Annotated in this window: 18 protein-coding genes; 10 read left to right on the top strand and 8 right to left on the bottom strand. The window is 53.4% G+C overall.

Going from position 1 to position 18,821, the window contains the following annotated elements; genetic code table 11:
* Positions 1-14: 14 nt before the first annotated feature.
* From B880_RS0120470 to B880_RS0120490, 5 genes are all read left to right on the top strand, one after another.
* Positions 15-680 carry an OmpA family lipoprotein gene (locus tag B880_RS0120470; protein WP_017349331.1) on the top strand — a complete coding sequence of 222 codons (666 nt, stop codon included), beginning with the start codon at positions 15-17 and terminating at the stop codon, positions 678-680.
* Positions 681-898: 218 nt separating this feature from the next.
* Positions 899-1,927 (top strand): LacI family DNA-binding transcriptional regulator, encoded by a 1,029-nt coding sequence (locus B880_RS0120475; RefSeq protein WP_017349332.1) that lies wholly within the window; start codon positions 899-901, stop codon positions 1,925-1,927.
* A 150-nt stretch (positions 1,928-2,077) separates the two neighbouring features.
* Positions 2,078-3,052, top strand: coding sequence for a glyoxylate/hydroxypyruvate reductase GhrB (gene ghrB / locus B880_RS0120480; protein ID WP_017349333.1), 975 nt, complete (start codon positions 2,078-2,080; stop codon positions 3,050-3,052).
* A gap of 80 nt (positions 3,053-3,132) precedes the next feature.
* A complete protein-coding gene (locus B880_RS0120485) occupies positions 3,133-4,380 on the top strand; it encodes a valine--pyruvate transaminase (protein ID WP_017349334.1) in 1,248 nt (415 codons plus the stop codon).
* 268 nt (positions 4,381-4,648) lie between these two features.
* Complete coding sequence (locus tag B880_RS0120490) at positions 4,649-5,557, top strand: O-acetylserine/cysteine exporter (protein ID WP_017349335.1); 909 nt, start codon at positions 4,649-4,651, stop codon at positions 5,555-5,557.
* A gap of 36 nt (positions 5,558-5,593) precedes the next feature.
* On the opposite strand, the gene B880_RS0120495 is transcribed toward B880_RS0120490, so the two are convergent.
* Both B880_RS0120495 and ibpA read right to left on the bottom strand, forming a co-directional pair.
* Positions 5,594-6,043 (bottom strand): nuclear transport factor 2 family protein, encoded by a 450-nt coding sequence (locus B880_RS0120495; protein ID WP_017349336.1) that lies wholly within the window; start codon positions 6,041-6,043, stop codon positions 5,594-5,596.
* 143 nt (positions 6,044-6,186) lie between these two features.
* Positions 6,187-6,603 carry a small heat shock chaperone IbpA gene (ibpA, locus tag B880_RS0120500; protein WP_017349337.1) on the bottom strand — a complete coding sequence of 139 codons (417 nt, stop codon included), beginning with the start codon at positions 6,601-6,603 and terminating at the stop codon, positions 6,187-6,189.
* Between the two features lie 286 nt (positions 6,604-6,889).
* Between ibpA and B880_RS25355 the strand changes: the two genes are divergently transcribed.
* Entirely contained in the window at positions 6,890-7,285 is a 396-nt protein-coding gene (locus B880_RS25355; protein WP_017349338.1) for a YceK/YidQ family lipoprotein, read from the top strand.
* Here B880_RS25355 and B880_RS0120510 read toward each other — a convergent pair.
* The 6 genes from B880_RS0120510 to dnaA form a co-directional block, all read right to left on the bottom strand.
* Complete coding sequence (locus B880_RS0120510) at positions 7,263-8,519, bottom strand: DUF3748 domain-containing protein (protein WP_017349339.1); 1,257 nt, start codon at positions 8,517-8,519, stop codon at positions 7,263-7,265. The two genes, B880_RS25355 and B880_RS0120510, sit on opposite strands and share 23 nt — an antisense overlap.
* A 3-nt stretch (positions 8,520-8,522) precedes the next feature.
* Complete coding sequence (yidA, locus tag B880_RS0120515) at positions 8,523-9,332, bottom strand: sugar-phosphatase (RefSeq protein ID WP_017349340.1); 810 nt, start codon at positions 9,330-9,332, stop codon at positions 8,523-8,525.
* 144 nt (positions 9,333-9,476) lie between these two features.
* Positions 9,477-11,882, bottom strand: coding sequence for a DNA topoisomerase (ATP-hydrolyzing) subunit B (gene gyrB, locus B880_RS0120520; RefSeq protein ID WP_017349341.1), 2,406 nt, complete (start codon positions 11,880-11,882; stop codon positions 9,477-9,479).
* 17 nt (positions 11,883-11,899) lie between these two features.
* A complete protein-coding gene (gene recF, locus B880_RS0120525) occupies positions 11,900-12,985 on the bottom strand; it encodes a DNA replication/repair protein RecF (protein WP_017349342.1) in 1,086 nt (361 codons plus the stop codon).
* 340 nt (positions 12,986-13,325) lie between these two features.
* Positions 13,326-14,426 (bottom strand): DNA polymerase III subunit beta, encoded by a 1,101-nt coding sequence (gene dnaN / locus B880_RS0120535; protein WP_017349344.1) that lies wholly within the window; start codon positions 14,424-14,426, stop codon positions 13,326-13,328.
* 4 nt (positions 14,427-14,430) lie between these two features.
* Positions 14,431-15,831: a chromosomal replication initiator protein DnaA gene (gene dnaA, locus B880_RS0120540; protein ID WP_026042810.1), complete on the bottom strand. Its 1,401-nt coding sequence runs from the start codon at positions 15,829-15,831 to the stop codon at positions 14,431-14,433.
* Positions 15,832-16,412: 581 nt separating this feature from the next.
* Between dnaA and rpmH the strand changes: the two genes are divergently transcribed.
* The 4 genes from rpmH to yidC are packed head-to-tail and all read left to right on the top strand — an operon-like array spanning position 16,413 to position 18,798.
* Positions 16,413-16,553, top strand: coding sequence for a 50S ribosomal protein L34 (gene rpmH, locus B880_RS0120545; RefSeq protein ID WP_000831330.1), 141 nt, complete (start codon positions 16,413-16,415; stop codon positions 16,551-16,553).
* A gap of 15 nt (positions 16,554-16,568) precedes the next feature.
* A complete protein-coding gene (gene rnpA / locus B880_RS25360) occupies positions 16,569-16,928 on the top strand; it encodes a ribonuclease P protein component (RefSeq protein ID WP_036646554.1) in 360 nt (119 codons plus the stop codon).
* Entirely contained in the window at positions 16,892-17,149 is a 258-nt protein-coding gene (gene yidD, locus B880_RS26240) for a membrane protein insertion efficiency factor YidD (protein WP_071524427.1), read from the top strand. Before rnpA ends, yidD begins: the two co-directional genes overlap by 37 nt.
* Positions 17,150-17,151: 2 nt before the next feature.
* Entirely contained in the window at positions 17,152-18,798 is a 1,647-nt protein-coding gene (yidC, locus tag B880_RS0120560) for a membrane protein insertase YidC (protein WP_017349348.1), read from the top strand.
* Positions 18,799-18,821: the final 23 nt, after the last annotated feature.

Below are 18,821 nucleotides of genomic sequence, written 5' to 3' on the forward strand. Positions count from 1 at the left end.
CCATAGAGGAAAAAATGCAGAAGAAAAATCTAATTTGGGCGCTTACTTTGAGCGCCACCATGGTTCTGACCGGTTGTACGGTCAATCCTTATACCGGTGAATCAGAAGCGGGCAAATCGGGCATTGGTGCCGGAATTGGTGCGGCACTCGGTGCTGGCGTAGGGATGCTCTCCTCATCACGCCACGATCGCGGTAAGGGTGCATTAATTGGTGCTGCTGCCGGGGCTGCATTGGGCGGAGGTGCAGGCTATTACATGGATGTGCAGGAGAAAAAACTACGCGACAAAATGCGCGGCACTGGCGTCAGCGTAACGCGTCAGGGCAACAACATCGTGCTCAACATGCCTAACAATGTGACCTTTGATTCCAACAGCAGCAACCTGAAACCGGCGGGCGCCAACACCCTGACCGGCGTAGCGATGGTGTTGAAAGAGTACAAAGACACGGATGTTAATATAGCTGGCTTTACCGACAGCACCGGTACCCGCTCGCTGAATATGCGCCTGTCTCAGCAGCGCGCAGACAGCGTGTCCAGCGCACTGATTTTACAGGGCGTTGACAGCGGCAGGTTGCGTACTCAGGGCATGGGACCAGACAACCCGGTTGCCAGCAACAGCACTGAGGCGGGTAAAGCGCAAAACCGCCGTGTTGAAATCACCCTGTCTCCACGCAATAGCTAATCGTTCGGCTCACCTCTGCTGGGTGAGCCTTTTCTCTCCTGGCGCTATATCACGATTTTGTACCCGTGATTGGTCAAGACTCGCCAAATGTATCGGGTTAATTCTGAGACGGGTCGGAAACCCAAGCGCGGTGACAACGGTTTACCGCGACCAGCGCCCTGATTTTTGCCTGGTGGCTGTGCTAGTCTCTGGCAGTCTTCTCCTTACAGGTATTTTTAATGAACAGCAGACCGCCGCGTGCCACCATCACGGACGTCGCTAAAACCGCTAAAACCGGCAAAACCAGCATCTCCCGTTATCTGAATGGGGAAAAACATTTGCTGTCTGATGACCTTCAAAGGCGTATCGAGCAGGCAATTGCCTTGCTGAACTATCGGCCCAATCAGATGGCTCGTGGCCTTAAACGCGGCAGAACCCGGTTGATTGGTGTGATCATTGCGGATATCACCAATCCCTATTCGGTTGAGGTGGTCTCGGGAATCGAAGCCGCCTGTCGCGAGCGCGGCTTTACACTGCTGATGTGCAACACCAACAACAGAGTCGATCTCGAAGAACACTATTTGCAGCTGCTGAATAGCTACCAGGTGGAAGGTGTGGTGGTGAATGCTGTCGGTATGCGGGAAGAGGCGCTGAATCGCCTGCAAGAGTCAGCGCTACCGCTAGTGCTGATTGACCGTAAAATTCCTGACTTTACCTGTGATGCGGTTGGCCTGGATAACGCCGCGGCCACCCATGTTGTCACTCGCCATTTACTGGATAATGGCTTTAATGCGTTGCTGTTTCTCAGTGAACCGCTCGGTAGCGTCAATACGCGCCGTGAGCGCCTTGCTGCCTTCCATGACTGCTTAAGTCGTTTCCCTGACATTGCCCATGAGCATGCGGGCGTGCCGCTACACCAGCCAGAAAATATTGACCAAATCCTCAAAGATTTTTACCAGCGCCACGGTGAAAAGCGCTGCGCTGTCATTGCCGCTAACGGCTCGCTGACGTTACAGGTGGCCCTGGCCATGCAACGCTGCCAGCTTAAGCTGGGTGAGCATATGGGTTTGCTAGGCTTCGATGAACAAGAGTGGGCTGCGCTGGCGGGCCCTGGTATTACCACCTTAAAACAGCCCACCCGGCAAATGGGCTATGCGGCTCTGGAACGCGTGATCGCACGTATTGAAGGCGACGAACATCTGCCCCTCAGCGAGCAAATGTTTGAGGGTGAGCTGGTCATTCGCGGCTCCAGCCAACCGCTGGGCTAAGCAACATGCTGTAGGATTTCGGTTGTAGCGCTCTGCACGCCAATAGTGTTAACTGTTCGGGCTAAAACAACTCAACATCACTGCACCATGCACACGTTTTTTGCGGGTAGCGCACACCCCCTACCCACCGCAATTCACAAGGAACCTGCAATGAAGCCGAATGTCATTTTGTACAAAACACTCCCGGACGATCTGCGCCAAAAGCTGGATGCCCAGTTTAACGTGACAGAAATTCCCGATTTGTCCGCTGAGAATCAGAAAAAATATGCTCACGCGTTGGCGGAAGCGCAGGGTCTGTTAGGGTCTGGCGACAAAGTGGATAGTGACCTGCTGGCAAACATGCCGCATCTGCGTGCCTGTTCGACCATTTCAGTTGGCTATGACAACTTTGATGTTAACGCGATGAGCCAACGTAACGTGGTATTGATGCATACGCCCACGGTACTGACCGAAACAGTAGCCGATACCCTGATGGCGCTGGTTTTGAGCAGCGCACGCCGCGTCACCGAACTGGACGCCTGGGTCAAAGCCGGGCAGTGGAAAGAGAGCGTGACGCCAGCGGAATATGGCGTGGATGTCCATCATAAAACGTTAGGCGTTGTGGGAATGGGCCGCATTGGTCTGGCACTGGCTCAGCGTGCCCACTTTGGCTTCAGTATGCCCATTCTGTATAACGCGCGCAGCGTACATAAAGAGGCTGAAGACCGCTTTGGCGCACAGCGTGTTGACCTCGAAACGCTGCTGAAAGAGAGCGATTTCGTCTGCATCATCCTGCCGTTAACCGAGCAGACTCATCACTTGATTGGTGCCGAACAGCTGAAGTTAATGAAGAAAAGCGGCATTCTCATCAATGCTGGCCGTGGCCCGGTAGTCGATGAAAACGCACTGATCGCGGCCCTGCAAGCTGGCACTATTCATGCGGCAGGTCTGGACGTCTTTGAGCAGGAGCCGGTTCCGGCAAACTCCGAACTACTCAAGCTGCCAAACGTCGTCGCATTACCGCACATTGGTTCCGCTACCCATGAAACCCGCTATGGCATGATGCGTGATGCGGTAGATAACCTGATTGCAGCGCTTCAAGGCAAACTGGAGAAGAACTGCGTTAACCCTGAAGCCGCGTCGTAAAACCTTCGGCTCCCCATTGCACCTGCGTCTGGCGGGCGTTATGGTGGAGCCCCATTCCGCAGGAAACGTTATAAACCGCTATGTCTTTTTCTCAGTTCGGCGACAAATTCACGCAAAATTCCGGTATTTCACGTCTGATGGAAGATATGGGCGAAGGACTACGCACGCCTGGCACGATTATGCTTGGTGGCGGTAATCCCGCGCAGATCCCCGCCATGAATGACTATTTCCAGCAGCTGCTGGCGCAGATGTTAAGCGAAGGCAAGCTCACCGAGGCGCTGTGCAATTATGATGGCCCGCGCGGAAAAGCGGTGCTGTTGGAAGCATTAGCTGGCATGCTGCGTGAAGAACTTGGCTGGCCAGTTACGGCAAAAAATATCGCCCTGACCAACGGCAGTCAGAGCGCCTTTTTCTATCTGTTCAATCTGTTTGCCGGACGCCGGGCGGATGGCAGTAAAAAACGCGTACTGTTCCCACTGGCCCCTGAATATCTCGGTTATGCCGATGCGGGCCTGGATGAAGGCCTGTTTGTCGCGGCCAAACCCAATATTGAACTGCTGCCGGAAGGGCAGTTTAAATACCATGTGGATTTCGAGCATCTGCCGCTACAGGATGATATTGGCCTGATTTGCGTCTCACGCCCGACCAACCCAACCGGCAACGTCATCACCGATGATGAACTGCGCCAGTTGGATGCCCTGGCTCAACAGCGGCAAATTCCGCTGTTGATTGATAACGCTTACGGTATCCCCTTCCCTGGCATTATTTTTAGCGACGTTCGCCCTCTGTGGAACCCTAACGTGATCCTGTGTATGAGCCTGTCCAAACTGGGGCTGCCAGGCGCACGTTGCGGTATCGTCGTTGCCGATGAAAGCACCATTGATGCTATCAGCAACATGAACGGCATTATCAGCCTGGCACCGGGTAGCGTGGGGCCAGCCATGGCGTGTGAGATGGTTAAACGTGGCGATCTGCTACGCCTGTCCGAAACGGTAATTAAGCCTTTCTATCAGGAAAAAGTGGCGCGTACGCTGGCCATTATTCGACGTCATATTCCCGAGGAACGTTGCCTGATCCACAAACCAGAAGGGGCAATTTTCCTTTGGTTATGGTTCCGCGACCTGCCAGTCAGCACCGAAGTGTTGTACCAGCGCCTCAAGGCGCGCGGTGTGTTGATGGTTCCAGGTCACTTCTTCTTCCCAGGTCTGGAACAAGAGTGGCCGCATACCCATCAATGTATGCGTATGAACTACGTGCCGGATGACGCGCAAATTGAACAGGCGGTCGCGATTCTGGCTGAAGAGCTGGAACTGATCTGGCAAGCTTAAGCCAGACTGACGGCACTTAAGCGTTAGCGGGTTAATCCAGCGCTTCACTCCCTCTTCGCACCTTGAGCAAGGTGCGAAGAGTCTTCTTCCCCTCTGTCACAGAAATCCGCCTGCCAGCCGCGATTCGCCCACGACATCGGTTATGATGATGAATATGTACAAGCTTTGTTCGCGTTAACACCGCGATCGGGTGTATTGTTTAAATTGCATGCTTCTTTAATTACATCATTGATAAAAATGGATATCTCAATTAACAAGGAACAAGACAATGTCAGTCAAAGATATGCTGCTAGCCCTGTGTGTCGTCGTTGCCTGGGGCATCAATTTTGTGGTGATCAAGGTTGGATTGCAGGGCATGCCCCCCTTTTTACTGGCCGGTTTGCGTTTTACCCTGGTCGCGTTTCCAGCGATTTTCTTTATTCGCCGCCCGGCCGTTCCGCTGCGTTGGCTGGTGCTCTATGGCATGACGATTAGCTTTGGTCAGTTCGCCTTTTTATTCCTCGCCATCAAACTCGGCATGCCAGCGGGCATCGCCTCTCTGGTTCTCCAGGCGCAGGCATTTTTCACGCTGGTGTTGGGCGCGCTGCTGCTAGCAGAGAAGCTGAGCTGGAATCACATCCTCGGTATGGTTATCGCTACGCTGGGTATTTTTCTCCTCGCAAGCGACGGAATGAGTGGACAGGCCGGGGCTGGCATTACGCTCACTACCATGATGCTGACACTGGCCGCCGCACTTTCATGGGGAATGGGCAACATCACCAATAAGATGATTATGCGTAACCACAGCGTCCCGGTCATGTCGCTGGTGGTCTGGAGTGCCCTTATCCCGATCGTACCGTTTTTTGCCTGCTCGCTGCTGTTTGACGGCAAAGCCGCGATGATAAACAGCCTGCTGAATATCTCTCTGCAAACCGTGCTGGCTCTGGTCTACCTCGCTTTTATTGCCACCATCGTCGGCTACGCGATTTGGGGCAACCTGTTGAGTCGCTATGAGACGTGGCGAGTTGCGCCTCTCTCGCTGCTGGTTCCGGTGATCGGATTACTCAGTGCAGCACTGTTGCTGGGTGAGACGTTAAGTGGCCAGGAGTTGGCTGGGGTGTGCGTGATTGTCATCGGTCTGCTGGTCAATGTCTTTGGCGGCGTGATTAAGCAGCGCTGGCTGAATTACGCTGAGTAGTGGTGAGCAGACAGCGCCGCATCCGGCGCTGCTCTGTCAGAACATGCTGTTACCGCTGACGGTTTTGTCAGGCACCACTTGGGTTACGTCCCAGTGCTCAACAATTTTATGCTGCGGGTCGAGACGGAAAATATCGACAATCGCCTTCGTTTCACCCGCTTCACGACCGGTCGTTTTAACGTGCAGAATCACATAGTCGCCATCGGCGAAGGTGCGCACAATTTCACTGTGCGAATGCGGGTATTTTTGCTGGAGAAACGCGACGAAGTGACGAAAGCCTTCAATGCCATCCTGCGCGCCAGGATTGTGCTGTTTGTAGTCATTGCCAAGATATGGTCGCGCGGCATCAAAGTTCTTCTCATTCAGCCCCTTATTGTAGAAATTCACTACATTTTGAATGTTTTGCTTTTCAGCTGGGCTTTCGGCGGCCAGTGCACTGCCGCTCAGAACGGCAAACGCCAGCAGGGCGGTAAGGGTTCTCTTCATCGCTTGCTCCGGTTGAGTTTTCCTTTCGGCAGCATAGCACTTCCTCGCGCGGCATCAGCCTGACAACGCACGGGTTGAGAAAACAAAAAACCCGGACTTCTCAGCCCGGGTTTGCTCACCATGATTTACGCTACAAACTTCGCTTATTTAAGGATTTCAATCCGGCGCGGTTTGGCTTCTTCAGGAACGATACGTTCCAGATCGATACTCAGTAAGCCATTTTCCAGCTTCGCATCGCGCACAACGATATGATCAGCCAGTTGGAATTTGCGTTCAAAATTGCGTTCGGCGATACCCTGATAGAGGTATTTACGCTCCGGCTGCGCTTCCGGGTGGGCACCGCGCACAATCAGCACGTTGTCATGGGCAGTAATCTCCAGTTCAGCCTGGGAGAAACCGGCCACGGCAATGGTAATTCGGTAGTGGTTCTCATCCACCAGTTCTACGTTATAAGGAGGGTAGCCGCCGTTGGTCTGGCTCTGATTAGATTCCAGCAAATTGAACAGGCGATCAAAACCGATAGCAGAACGATAAAGTGGGGAGAGATCAAAATTACGCATGTTAAGACTCCTGAATTTCAGCAAGTTTTTTGCGACCTTCCACAATGGACAGATCGTTGATTGAACAGCCATCCCTGTCGGCAATGGCTTTCGCATCTGAACTATAAATGGGCGCTGACCACCATAATTCAACCCTCGATGTGCATTTTTTTTCGCCATCCTGCGGAAATGGCATACACTCAGATTTCAACTCTTTTGAACCCCGCGCACATCGCCGCAGAGTGAAGGCGCTTTCAGAAGGACATTCTCAGCCACCGCGATACCGTGACTGAAGGGATTAAATCTAATGAAGAAGATGATAAAGAAAATGCCGCTGGCAGGGATGTTGGTGTGCTGTTCTGTCACCTCGGGTTGCGCCAGTGTGATGTCGCATACGGGTGGTGAGCCTGGCTATTACTCCGGCACCCGCGCCAGCGCTGATGTACTGTCTGATGGTAATGCCAGTTGGGCAATGAAACCTCTTGCTCTGATCGATCTTCCTTTCTCTGCGGTTATGGATACGGTTTTACTGCCGTGGGACTATTTCCGTGACGGCAGTAAAGATCCTGCACACCAGTCAATACGCGATCGCGTACTGACCAGCGAGCAGCAAAATCACACCAGTGAAAGCCTTGCTCAGGCAGCTACCGGTCCTGGTGGCCCCGACCACGGCGGCCCGGCTAGCGGTGGGCATCGGCCATAAAGAGCTGCCGCCACCCATCAACATCCCGCATAAAGGCGATATGCTGCCCGTCCGGGGACCAAACCACAGCATCTGCCGAAGGGGGCTGTTCGCTACGCGCGGTTAAACGCTGACAGTCGCCGGTTTTGATGTCACAACGCATCACGCTGTTATCCGCCACGAAAGCCACCGCCTCACCTTGTGGGTGCCAGCTAAAGGCCGACTGAATGCTGCTGGTCAGATGGGTTATCTGCTTCGGTGTTCCACCGTTGGGTGACACCGTCCAGAGCTGAATACACCCACGGTCATCGGCCTGTAAAAAGGCAATCGCACTGCCATCCGGCGAGGCGCGCAGCCAATGACGCGGTTGCAAGGCCAGGCCACGCCCAAAGGTGAGTCGCCGCTGCTCTACGCCCGCGGGTGGCGCTGGCAATCGCCGTTCGCTGCCTTCCAGTGGCGCATGACCAGCGCGGGCATAGTCAGACAGCGCTTCTGGCAGGTCGACAATAAACACTTCTGGCACTTTTTCCCCCGAGGCTGAAAGCGTGTCGCCAATAAAGGCAATCGCCCATCGCTGCCAGCTTCCATCACTTTTGCGATAGCCTTGGGTACCAATCCAGCCCTCTTCATATGCCCGGTTGATTTGATCGCTTCCTGCGACAGGCGTTGACGTCGTCTGGCTGACCAGCACGCAGAAGTGGCTGCCGCCATATTCACGTGGGTGCTGTTTTACTGGCTCCACGGCACGCAGTGGGACAGCAACACCAACATTACGTAGCTCTTCAGCCGGGTTTTGCTCATGCAGCACATGATCGTTGTAGGTAAAACTCAGACGGGTGCCATCCGGGCTAAACACATGCACATGGGATCCACCGCGCAATGCGCCGGGCGTGAAAGGCGCAGTGATGTCACAGGCATCAAGATTCTCCGCCTGCTGCTGCTGGATTATCACACCGCGCCGATGGTGAAAATCATACTGCCACTGGGCATCAGGATGTTCCGGGCCATGAATACAGACATAACGCGCGGGCAGGTCGGGACTGACCGTCACGACCCCGACATGTGCACCATCGCGGGCCTGGTACAACAGCTCCACCGCACCACTCTCTACATTGACGCGTTCAATGGTCAGGCCGGTAAAGGATGCCCCGGACGGACGGACATCAAATGCCAGCCACTGGCTATCTGCTGTCCAGACGTTGATATTGGTTAACTGATGGTGGCGCTGTGCGAAAGTAAGCTGTTTTTCCTGCATGAGTTACAGCACCAGCTCTTCAATGGCGTAGGCAACACCATCTTCCATATTGGTTTTGGTAATGAACTGGGCGATCTGCTTCACTGAATCAATGGCATTACCCATCGCGACACCCATGCCCGCATACTCAATCATCGACAGGTCATTTTCCTGATCGCCAATTGCCATCACTTCGTGCTGCTGTAATCCCAGCTTTTCTGCCAGCATTTTGACGCCCTGGCCTTTATTCACACGCGGGTCGAGGATTTCGAGGAAATACGGCGCACTTTTCAGGATGGTATAACGCTCACGCGTTTCGGCAGGCAGGCGACGAATCGCAGAATCCAGCAAATCAGCGCGGTCGATCATCATGAGTTTAGGGAAACGGGTCTGCGGGTCCATTTCCTCTACCGCACGATAGCGCAGGGCGATACCGGTCAGGCTGGCTTCATGAATGGTGTATTCACTGATGTCTTTGTTGGTGGTGTAGAGATAATCGCGCTCAAAAGCCTGGAAATGGACGCCAAGATCCCGTGCCAGCTGTTCAACGTAGAGATAGTCGTCAAAACCCAGGGTCACTTCAGCGACGGGTTCCCCACTGGCCGCTTGCTGAACTAACGCGCCATTGAAGGTGATGCAGTACTGTCCAGGCAGTGCTAAATCCAGCTCCTCTAAGTAGCGCTGCACGCCAACATACGGACGGCCCGTTGCCAGTACCACCGCTACACCCTGATCGCGGGCGCGCGTAATTGCCGATTTTACTGCTGGGGTAATCAAATGCTGCGGATTGAGCAGCGTGCCATCCATATCGATTGCTACCAGTTTTATCGCCATAACCGCCTCGTCAGTTCAGAAAGTCTTTCAATGCTAGCGCGATTCAGCTCACATTGACCAGTTACCACTCATGGTTTCATAGCGCAGCGCAAACAAAAAGGGCAGAACTCGCGTTCTGCCCTTCCGTATTTCATTGCTGACTAATCAGATATCGATATTGGCAGCACGCAGTGCGTTCTCTTCGATGAAGGCACGGCGTGGTTCTACCGCATCGCCCATCAATGTTGTGAACAGCTGGTCAGCCGCGATGGCATCTTTGATAGTGACACGCAGCATGCGGCGGCTATCTGGATCCATGGTGGTTTCCCACAGCTGCTCTGGGTTCATCTCACCCAGACCTTTATAGCGCTGTACTGAAAGGCCACGACGCGACTCTTTCACCAGCCACTCAATTGCCTGCTCGAAGCTGGCAACCGGCTGACGACGATCGCCACGTTCGATAAAGGCATCGTCTTCCAGTAAGCCGCGCAGATCGCCACCCAGATCGTAGATTTTCTGGTATTCCGGCCCCTGAATAAATTCGCTATCCAGCGTGTAATCGGTATCTACCCCGTGCGTGCGTACGCGCAGTACCGGTTCAAACTGGTGTAGCTCGTTTTCACGAACCTGTGCTGAGTAGGTGCTGCCGTGGACTTCGCGCTCGTTCAGATAAGCAACCAGGCCATCAATCCACGTTTTGACTGCGCTGTTATCTGTCAGATCGACCAGCGTTGGGTGGTAGATCAAGGCACGCAGCAGCGCAGAAGGATAGCGACGTTCCATGCGTTTGATCATTCGCTGGGTGCTGTTGAAGTTCGCCACCAGGTTTTCCAGCGGCTCGCCTGCAATCGCAGGTGCGCCCGCTGTGGTATGCAGCGTTGCACCATCCAGTGCGATGGAAATCTGATACTGGTCCATCGCTTCATCATCTTTGATGTACTGCTCTTGTTTGCCTTTTTTCACTTTGTACAGCGGCGGCTGAGCAATATACACATGACCACGTTCGATAATTTCTGGCATCTGACGATAGAAGAAGGTCAGGAGCAGTGTGCGGATGTGTGAACCATCCACATCGGCATCGGTCATGATGATGATGCTGTGATAGCGCAGTTTGTCTGGGTTGTACTCGTCACGGCCAATGCCGCAGCCCAACGCAGTGATCAGCGTAGCGACTTCCTGTGAACCCAGCATTTTGTCAAAACGCGCTTTCTCAACGTTGAGGATTTTACCCTTCAACGGCAGAATCGCCTGGTTTTTACGGTTACGTCCCTGCTTAGCAGAGCCGCCCGCAGAGTCCCCTTCCACCAGGTAGATTTCAGACAGCGCCGGGTCACGTTCCTGGCAGTCCGCCAGTTTGCCCGGCAGGCCGCCAAGATCCAGCGCGCCTTTACGACGGGTCATTTCACGGGCGCGACGTGCAGCTTCACGCGCACGTGCAGCATCAATAATTTTGCCAACAACGGTTTTAGCATCACCTGGGTTTTCCAGCAGGTATTCGCTCAGCAGCTCGTTCATCTGCTGTTCAACCGCTGATTTCACCTCAGAAGAGACCAGCTTATCTTTGGTCTGTGAAGAGAATTTCGGATCCGGCACTTTAACCGACACAACCGCCACCAGGCCTTCACGGGCATCATCACCGGTCGCGCTGACTTTGGCTTTCTTGCTGTAACCCTCTTTATCCATGTAGGCATTCAGGGTGCGCGTCATTGCGGCACGGAAACCAGCAAGGTGGGTACCACCATCGCGCTGAGGGATGTTGTTGGTGAAGCAGTAGATGTTTTCCTGGAAGCCATCGTTCCACTGCAGCGCCACTTCCACACCAATGCCATCTTTTTCATTGGAGAAATAGAACACGGTTGGGTGAATCGGCGTTTTGTTCTTGTTGAGGTACTCAACAAACGCTTTGATACCACCTTCGTAGTGGTAGTGATCGCTTTTGCCATCGCGCTTGTCTTCCAGGCGGATGGAAACACCCGAGTTCAGGAATGACAGCTCACGCAGGCGCTTCGCCATAATTTCGTATTCGAATTCGATAACGTTGGTGAAGGTTGCGGTGCTTGGCCAGAAGCGGACACGGGTACCGGTTGCATCGGTATCTCCGGTCACGCTCAGCGGAGCCTGCGGCACACCGTGCTCATAGGTCTGCTGGTGCACTTTGCCTTCGCGACGGATAGTCAGTTCCAGCTTAGATGACAGGGCGTTAACCACAGAAACACCTACGCCGTGCAGGCCGCCAGAGACTTTATAGGAGTTATCATCGAATTTACCCCCGGCGTGCAGCACGGTCATGATGACTTCTGCTGCTGAAACACCCTCTTCCGGGTGAATACCGGTTGGGATGCCGCGCCCGTCATCCACTACGGAAACAGAGTTGTCGGCATGGATTGTCACTAAAATATCACTACAGTGACCTGCGAGCGCTTCGTCGATTGCGTTATCCACGACCTCGAATACCATGTGATGCAGACCGGTGCCGTCATCCGTATCGCCGATATACATACCAGGGCGTTTGCGTACTGCATCAAGCCCTTTCAGAACTTTGATACTTGAGGAGTCATAAGAATTCGACATCAACGTTTCTCGCTCATTTAATCTTCAGGTTGAACCGCTATTTTACCTTGTTCCACGCGGAACATCTTGCCCTTTTCGTCAGCCATGTCGATTACATGATCGGCGCTAATTGCACTGACAAAAACCTGCGCCTGGGTGGCTTTAAGCCGTTCAGCTAACAGGCGGCGGCGACTTTCATCCAGCTCGGAAGCAAAGTCATCAATAAGGTAAAGACAGCGGCGTCCGGTGTGGCGAGTCAGGAACTCGCCTTGCGCCAGGCGCAGTGCACACATCAGGAGTTTTAACTGCCCACGTGACAGCAGATCTTCTACTGGCGTGCCTTCAGCGCGAATACGGAAATCGGCTTTGTGCGGGCCGCTGGCGGTATACGTCAGGGCGCGATCGCGTTCAAAGTTACGTTCGAGCAGTTCCGCGTAGTCACTCTCTTTGTCCCAGCCGCGCTGGAAAGAGAATTGCAGCGCGAACTCCGGCAAAAACTGGGCGCAGGTGGCGGTGATATCATCACTAATGGCGGCGCTGTACTCCGCCCGCCACTGGCTAATTTGCTCAGCCAGTGGGATCAGTTCCTGATCCCACGGCCTGATCTGGCTGTAGCGCGAAACCTGACGCAGCGCGGCGTTGCGCTGTTTCATCAGGCGGCGTAAATTGCTCCAGGCAAGGAAAAAGCCCGGTGTATTGTGGAAGCATCCCCAATCGACGTAGGCTCTACGGTATTTGGGGCCACCATTGAGTAAAGTAAAGCCCTCCGGCGTAATGAGCTGCATCGGTAGCAGCTGCGCCAGCTCAGCGACCTTATGCCCGTCACTGCCATCAATGCGAACTTTACTTTCACCCGCACGATTTTTTGTCAGCCCAACCGCCTGCTCACGTTCGCTGCCTTCAATCCGACCATGCAGCACAAACGCCGCCTGATCGTGGCGAATCACACGGCCCGCCTGCAAGCTGCGAAACGCGCGCCCGTGGCCAAGCGTATACACCGCTTCCAGCACGCTGGTCTTCCCGCTGCCATTTGCCCCCACCAGGAAGTTGAATCCCGGCGCAAGGTTCAAATCAGCGTTTTCAATGTTACGGAAGTCTTTAATTAACAGGCGGGTTAAAGCCATATCAGCAGGCGATCCTGGAGGTTAACTTCATGATATTTCTCTTTTACCACCGCTTCCGCCTTCGGCTCGCGGCTTAACGCTATCCTGCCCAATGAGGATTGTGTCATGGTTTTGCCCCAGACCTTCCCCACAGTCCCTGTCCAACGAGAATTATGCCCGGGTTTTCCCTAAACCTTTCTCACAGCCCCTGCCCAACGAGGGCGTCGGCGGCGCAGGCAGTTCGGCGATAATTGGAACACAAAATTTGGGAGCATACTCTAGTATGTGACCAGATTTTGTGGGCCAATTATCGTCGAAATGGCAAGTAAGCCAGGCCGCTTAGTAGCCATGCCTACGCGCTTTACAAGCGCATCGGCATGACTACGTAAGATGCCGATTGGCTGGCTGCGTCTTCAATTTGAACACTTGAGACTGAGTCCGTTAGCAGTAGCCTTACGTTCTCGCACTTCAGCGCATTCAGCACATCCAGCACATAACTCACGTTAAAGCCGATCTCCAGTTCGCTGCCATCATAGGCCACGTCCAGCATCTCTTCGGCTTCTTCCTGTTCTGGGTTGTTTGCCGTGATTTTCAGCTGATTTTCAGTGATATAGATACGAACACCACGGAATTTCTCATTCGAGAGAATGGCTGCACGGGCAAAAGCCTGTTTCAGCAGATCGCAACCGGCTTCCAGTGTTTTATCAGGATTTTTCGGCAATACGCGGCGATAATCCGGGAAACGGCCATCAACCAGCTTGGAAGTGAAGATAAAATCACCCACATGCGCACGAATGTTGCTGCTACCAATCTGCACTTGCAGGGGTGTTTCACCGCCATCCAACAGGCGTACCAGCTCAATCACGCCTTTACGCGGCACGATCACCGAATGGCTCGGTAGTGACTGACCAATCGGCAACGAACACACAGCCAGACGGTGTCCGTCAGTTGCTACCGTACGCAGTTCTTCACCCTCGGTTTCGAACAACATACCGTTAAGGTAATAACGCACATCCTGATGCGCCATCGAGAACTGGGTGGCTTCGATCAGGCGTTTTAACGTCGCCTGCGGCAAAGTAAATTCGACCTCGCTCTGCCAGTCATCCAGATTCGGGAAGTCGCTGGCAGGCAGCGTGGAAAGGGAAAAACGGCTGCGGCCTGAACGCACCAGCATCCGTTCACCTTCCAGCGTTACACTGATCTCTGCCCCATCCGGCAAGCCCCGGCAAATATCCAGAAACTTGCGCGCCGGTACAGTAGTCGCACCAGGCTCATGTGCCTGCGTCAATGCGACCCGTGCCACCATCTCCATTTCGAGATCGGTTCCGGTTAGCGACAGGCTGCCTTCGTTAACCTGCAACAGCAGGTTACCGAGAATCGGAAGGGTTGGGCGACCACCCAACGGGCCGCTCACCTGTTGCAGCGGCTTTAGCAACTGCTCACGTTCTACAATAAATTTCATAGCGTCAGGAAGATAATGTCCGAATGAGATTAGAGAAATCTTCTTTGATATCATGGCTCTCTTCACGCAGCTGCTCGATTTTACGGCAAGCGTGAAGCACCGTGGTATGGTCGCGACCACCAAATGCATCGCCAATTTCTGGCAGGCTATGGTTGGTCAACTCTTTAGCCATCGCCATCGCCATCTGACGGGGTCTTGCAACCGAGCGTGAACGGCGTTTAGACAGCAAATCCGCCACTTTGATTTTGTAATACTCAGCGACGGTTTTTTGAATATTGTCGATAGTGACCAGCTTCTCCTGTAACGCCAGCAGATCGCGCAGCGCTTCACGCACGAAATCAATAGTGATGGCGCGGCCAGTAAAGTTGGCATTCGCGATGACACGGTTCAGTGCGCCTTCAAGCTCACGGACGTTTGAACGCAGGCGCTTAGCAATAAAGAAGGCCACTTCTCCCGGCAGACGGATGTCATTTTCATCGGCTTTTTTCATCAGGATCGCGACGCGGGTTTCCAGCTCCGGCGGCTCAATAGCAACCGTCAGTCCCCAACCGAAACGCGATTTAAGGCGATCTTCTACGCCGTTGATCTCTTTCGGATAGCGATCCGATGTCAGGATGATCTGTTGATTGCCTTCCAACAGCGCGTTAAAGGTATGGAAAAACTCTTCCTGAGAACGCTCTTTGTTGGCAAAGAACTGAATATCATCGATCAATAAGGCATCCACCGAGCGGTAGTAGCGCTTAAACTCTTCTATGGCGTTATTTTGCAGCGCTTTAACCATGTCCTGCACAAATCGCTCGGAGTGCATATAAACGATTTTGGCATTCGGCTTACGGGCAATAATGCCATTGCCTACTGCGTGCAGCAGGTGCGTTTTGCCGAGACCAGTGCCGCCATACAGGAACAGCGGATTGTAAGCACCACCAGGGTTATCAGCCACCTGACGCGCCGCAGCACGGGCGAGCTGGTTTGATTTACCCTCAACGAAGTTGTCGAAATTATGGCGACCATTCACATTCGAACGGTAGGTCACGTCTGCTGGCGCGGGCACGTTATCCCAACTCGGGCGCAGGTTTTGCGCAGGAGCAGGACGAACTTCTGCTACCGCAGGTGCAGCAACACTGGCCAGCACCGGGGCCGCGGCAGCCACCTGGCTCACCGGACGCGTGCCTACTTCAAAGCGCAACAGCGGTACATCTGGCCCGCAGAATTCATTGAGCAGGCCATTGATACTATTCAGGTATTTATCACGAACCCAGTCCAGTACAAACCGATTTGGTGCATACAACGCCAGCGTGTTGTCGTTTAACTCAGCCTGCAGTGGACGAATCCACATACTGAATTCGGTGGCAGGTAGCTCATCCTGCAAACGGGCAAGACACTGTTGCCAAAGCGTAAGTGACACGGCGGACTCCACTCGTACGAAATCGATAAGAAACGGGCGCAAAATTAGAAGCGTTCATTTTTGATACAGACGCAAGAGCACGCCTGCGACCGCCGTTATGGTTATCCTGTGCCTGTGAACAAAGGCAGGATCATCAGCGGAATGGCGGATCATAACGCAAAGCGCGCCAGAGATCTTCACTTTCTACACAGTTTTGATCCATTTTATCCACAGGCCTATTCCGCGCTGTTTAGTTTACGCACAGCCAGAAAAAAACCCTCGTGATTCCGTAAAATTAGTCTGATTTTCCGGCGTGGCTCGCATGCTGTGCAAAATGATCACAATAAGATCCCGCGCGATCCTTGCGCTTTACCCCCAAGCCCGTATAATTCTCCCCCCGGCGTTGTCGCATCTGCCCAATGCCCGGATGTAACGGGCTGTGGACGGTTTTGCGTCAGCGTAAGCTGCGAAGTAAATTGACTCTGGACTGTACAATTATTACAATCCCGCCTCTTTATTTATGACTCATTGAGGCGTTGGTCGGTTTACTGGCTCAAAAACGCGTCACCCAGTGAAATTTTCAAGTTTAGGTAGAAATCGCCATGAAACGCACTTTTCAACCGTCCGTACTGAAGCGCAACCGTTCACACGGTTTCCGTGCTCGTATGGCAACTAAAAATGGTCGCCAGGTTCTGGCACGTCGTCGCGCTAAAGGCCGCGCACGTCTGACCGTTTCTAAGTAATAAAAGCTAACCCTAGTGGTTAAGCTCGCATTTCCCAGGGAGTTACGTTTGTTAACTCCCACTCATTTCACTTTCGTCTTCCAGCAGCCACAACGGGCTGGCACGCCGCAAATTACCATCCTCGGCCGCCTTAATTCGCTGGGGCATCCCCGCATCGGTCTTACCGTCGCAAAAAAACATGTGAAACGTGCTCATGAGCGTAATCGGATCAAGCGATTGACCCGAGAAAGCTTTCGTCTGCGTCAACATGAATTGCCAGCGATGGATTTTGTCGTGCTGGTGAAGAAAGGGGTTGCCGATCTCGATAACCGTACGTTGACGGAAGCGTTGGAGAAATTATGGCGTCGTCACTGTCGCCTGGCGCGCGGCTCCTGATCGTCCTGATTCGCGTCTATCAACGCGCCATCAGCCCCTTACTGGGACCTCATTGTCGGTTTCAGCCTACCTGTTCTCATTATGGTATTGAGGCATTACGCAGGTTTGGGGTGATAAAAGGCAGTTGGTTGACGGTGAAACGCGTATTAAAATGCCACCCTTTGAACCCGGGTGGCGACGATCCTGTTCCGCCAAAAACATTTGATACCAGAGAACATTAACGATGGATTCGCAACGTAATCTCTTTCTCATCGCTTTTCTGTTCGTGTCTTTCATGATCTGGCAAGCCTGGCAGACGGACCACAATCCGCAGCCACAGCAAACACAGACCACGCAAAACGCGAACGGTGCAGCAGGTGATGCCGCCAGTCAGGGTGTTCCGGCCAGCGGTCAGGGCCAAACGATCACCGTTAAGACCGATGTCCTGTCTTTAAATATTAACACCCGTGGTGGTGACGTTGAGCAGGCACAACTGCTGACTTACCCGAACAAACTGGGTTCAAGCGAGCCTTTCCAGCTGCTGGAAACCTCTCCATCGTTTGTCTATCAGGCACAGAGCGGCCTGACTGGTCGTAACGGCCCGGACAACCCAAACAATGGTTCACGCCCACTCTATACCGCTACGCAGACCAACTTCGAACTGGCTAACGGCCAGACCGAACTGCGCGTTCCACTGACCTGGACCGGCGAGAATGGCGTTGTTTACACCAAGACTTTCATCTTCAAGCGTGGCGAATACGCGGTTAACGTTGATTACACCATCAACAACACCAGCGCACAGCCGTTGGAAGTGTCGCTGTTTGGTCAGTTAAAACAGACCATCGACCTGCCTAAAGAGCGCGATACCGGTAGTAAGAGCTTCGCGATGCACACCTTCCGTGGTGCCGCGTACTCCACTTCCGATGAGAAGTATGAGAAGTACAAATTCGATACCATCTCAGACAACGAAAACCTGAACAAAACCACCAGCAATGGTTGGGTAGCGATGCTGCAGCAATATTTTGCTACTGCATGGGTTCCGCGTACTGAAGGTGCAAATACCCTTTACACCACTAACCTGGGTAACGGTATTGCAGCGATTGGCTACAAATCTGCTCCAGTAACGATTGCTGCTGGCACGCAGAAAGATCTGGCAGCGACCCTGTGGGTTGGCCCTGAAATTCAGGACCAGATGGCTACCGTCGCTCCGCATCTGGATCTGACTGTAGACTACGGCTGGTTGTGGTTCATCTCTCAGCCGCTGTTCAAACTGCTGAAATTCCTGCACAGCTTCATCGGTAACTGGGGCTTCTCCATTATCGTTATCACCTTCATCGTGCGTGGCATCATGTACCCGCTGACCAAAGCGCAGTACACCTCGATGGCAAAAATGCGCATGCTGCAGCCAAAAATTCAGGCGATGCGTGAGCGTTTGGGCGATGACAAGCAGAAGCAGAGCCAGGAAATGATGGCGCTCTACAAGTCGGAGAAAGTGAATCCACTGGGTGGCTGTCTGCCGCTGGTGATTCAGATGCCGATCTTCCTGGCACTGTATTACATGCTGTCAGGATCTGTTGAGCTGCGTCACGCTCCGTTTGTGTTATGGATCCATGACCTGTCAGCGCAGGACCCGTACTACATTCTGCCGATTCTGATGGGCTGCACCATGTTCTTCATCCAGAAGATGTCACCGACCACCGTGACTGACCCGATGCAGCAGAAACTGATGACCTACATGCCGGTGATCTTCACCGTGTTCTTCCTGTGGTTCCCATCAGGTCTGGTTCTGTACTACATCGTGAGTAACCTGGTGACCATCCTCCAGCAGCAGCTGATCTATCGCGGCCTGGAAAAACGTGGTCTGCACAGCCGGGATAAGAAGAAAGCATAATTGCTTATCCAGCGTTAAAGTAG

This window comes from Pantoea sp. A4 (assembly GCF_000295955.2).
Lineage (GTDB): Bacteria > Pseudomonadota > Gammaproteobacteria > Enterobacterales > Enterobacteriaceae > Pantoea > Pantoea multigeneris.

Bases quoted from the DNA above. Each gene is read 5' to 3' on its own strand.
- B880_RS0120470 (WP_017349331.1), top strand. From the start codon at position 15: ATGCAGAAGAAAAATCTAATTTGGGCGCTTACTTTGAGCGCCACCATG.
- B880_RS0120475 (WP_017349332.1), top strand. From the start codon at position 899: ATGAACAGCAGACCGCCGCGTGCCACCATCACGGACGTCGCTAAAACC.
- ghrB (WP_017349333.1), top strand. From the start codon at position 2,078: ATGAAGCCGAATGTCATTTTGTACAAAACACTCCCGGACGATCTGCGC.
- B880_RS0120485 (WP_017349334.1), top strand. From the start codon at position 3,133: ATGTCTTTTTCTCAGTTCGGCGACAAATTCACGCAAAATTCCGGTATT.
- B880_RS0120490 (WP_017349335.1), top strand. From the start codon at position 4,649: ATGTCAGTCAAAGATATGCTGCTAGCCCTGTGTGTCGTCGTTGCCTGG.
- B880_RS0120495 (WP_017349336.1), bottom strand. From the start codon at position 6,043: ATGAAGAGAACCCTTACCGCCCTGCTGGCGTTTGCCGTTCTGAGCGGC.
- ibpA (WP_017349337.1), bottom strand. From the start codon at position 6,603: ATGCGTAATTTTGATCTCTCCCCACTTTATCGTTCTGCTATCGGTTTT.
- B880_RS25355 (WP_017349338.1), top strand. From the start codon at position 6,890: ATGAAGAAGATGATAAAGAAAATGCCGCTGGCAGGGATGTTGGTGTGC.
- B880_RS0120510 (WP_017349339.1), bottom strand. From the start codon at position 8,519: ATGCAGGAAAAACAGCTTACTTTCGCACAGCGCCACCATCAGTTAACC.
- yidA (WP_017349340.1), bottom strand. From the start codon at position 9,332: ATGGCGATAAAACTGGTAGCAATCGATATGGATGGCACGCTGCTCAAT.
- gyrB (WP_017349341.1), bottom strand. From the start codon at position 11,882: ATGTCGAATTCTTATGACTCCTCAAGTATCAAAGTTCTGAAAGGGCTT.
- recF (WP_017349342.1), bottom strand. From the start codon at position 12,985: ATGGCTTTAACCCGCCTGTTAATTAAAGACTTCCGTAACATTGAAAAC.
- dnaN (WP_017349344.1), bottom strand. From the start codon at position 14,426: ATGAAATTTATTGTAGAACGTGAGCAGTTGCTAAAGCCGCTGCAACAG.
- rpmH (WP_000831330.1), top strand. From the start codon at position 16,413: ATGAAACGCACTTTTCAACCGTCCGTACTGAAGCGCAACCGTTCACAC.
- yidD (WP_071524427.1), top strand. From the start codon at position 16,892: ATGGCGTCGTCACTGTCGCCTGGCGCGCGGCTCCTGATCGTCCTGATT.
- yidC (WP_017349348.1), top strand. From the start codon at position 17,152: ATGGATTCGCAACGTAATCTCTTTCTCATCGCTTTTCTGTTCGTGTCT.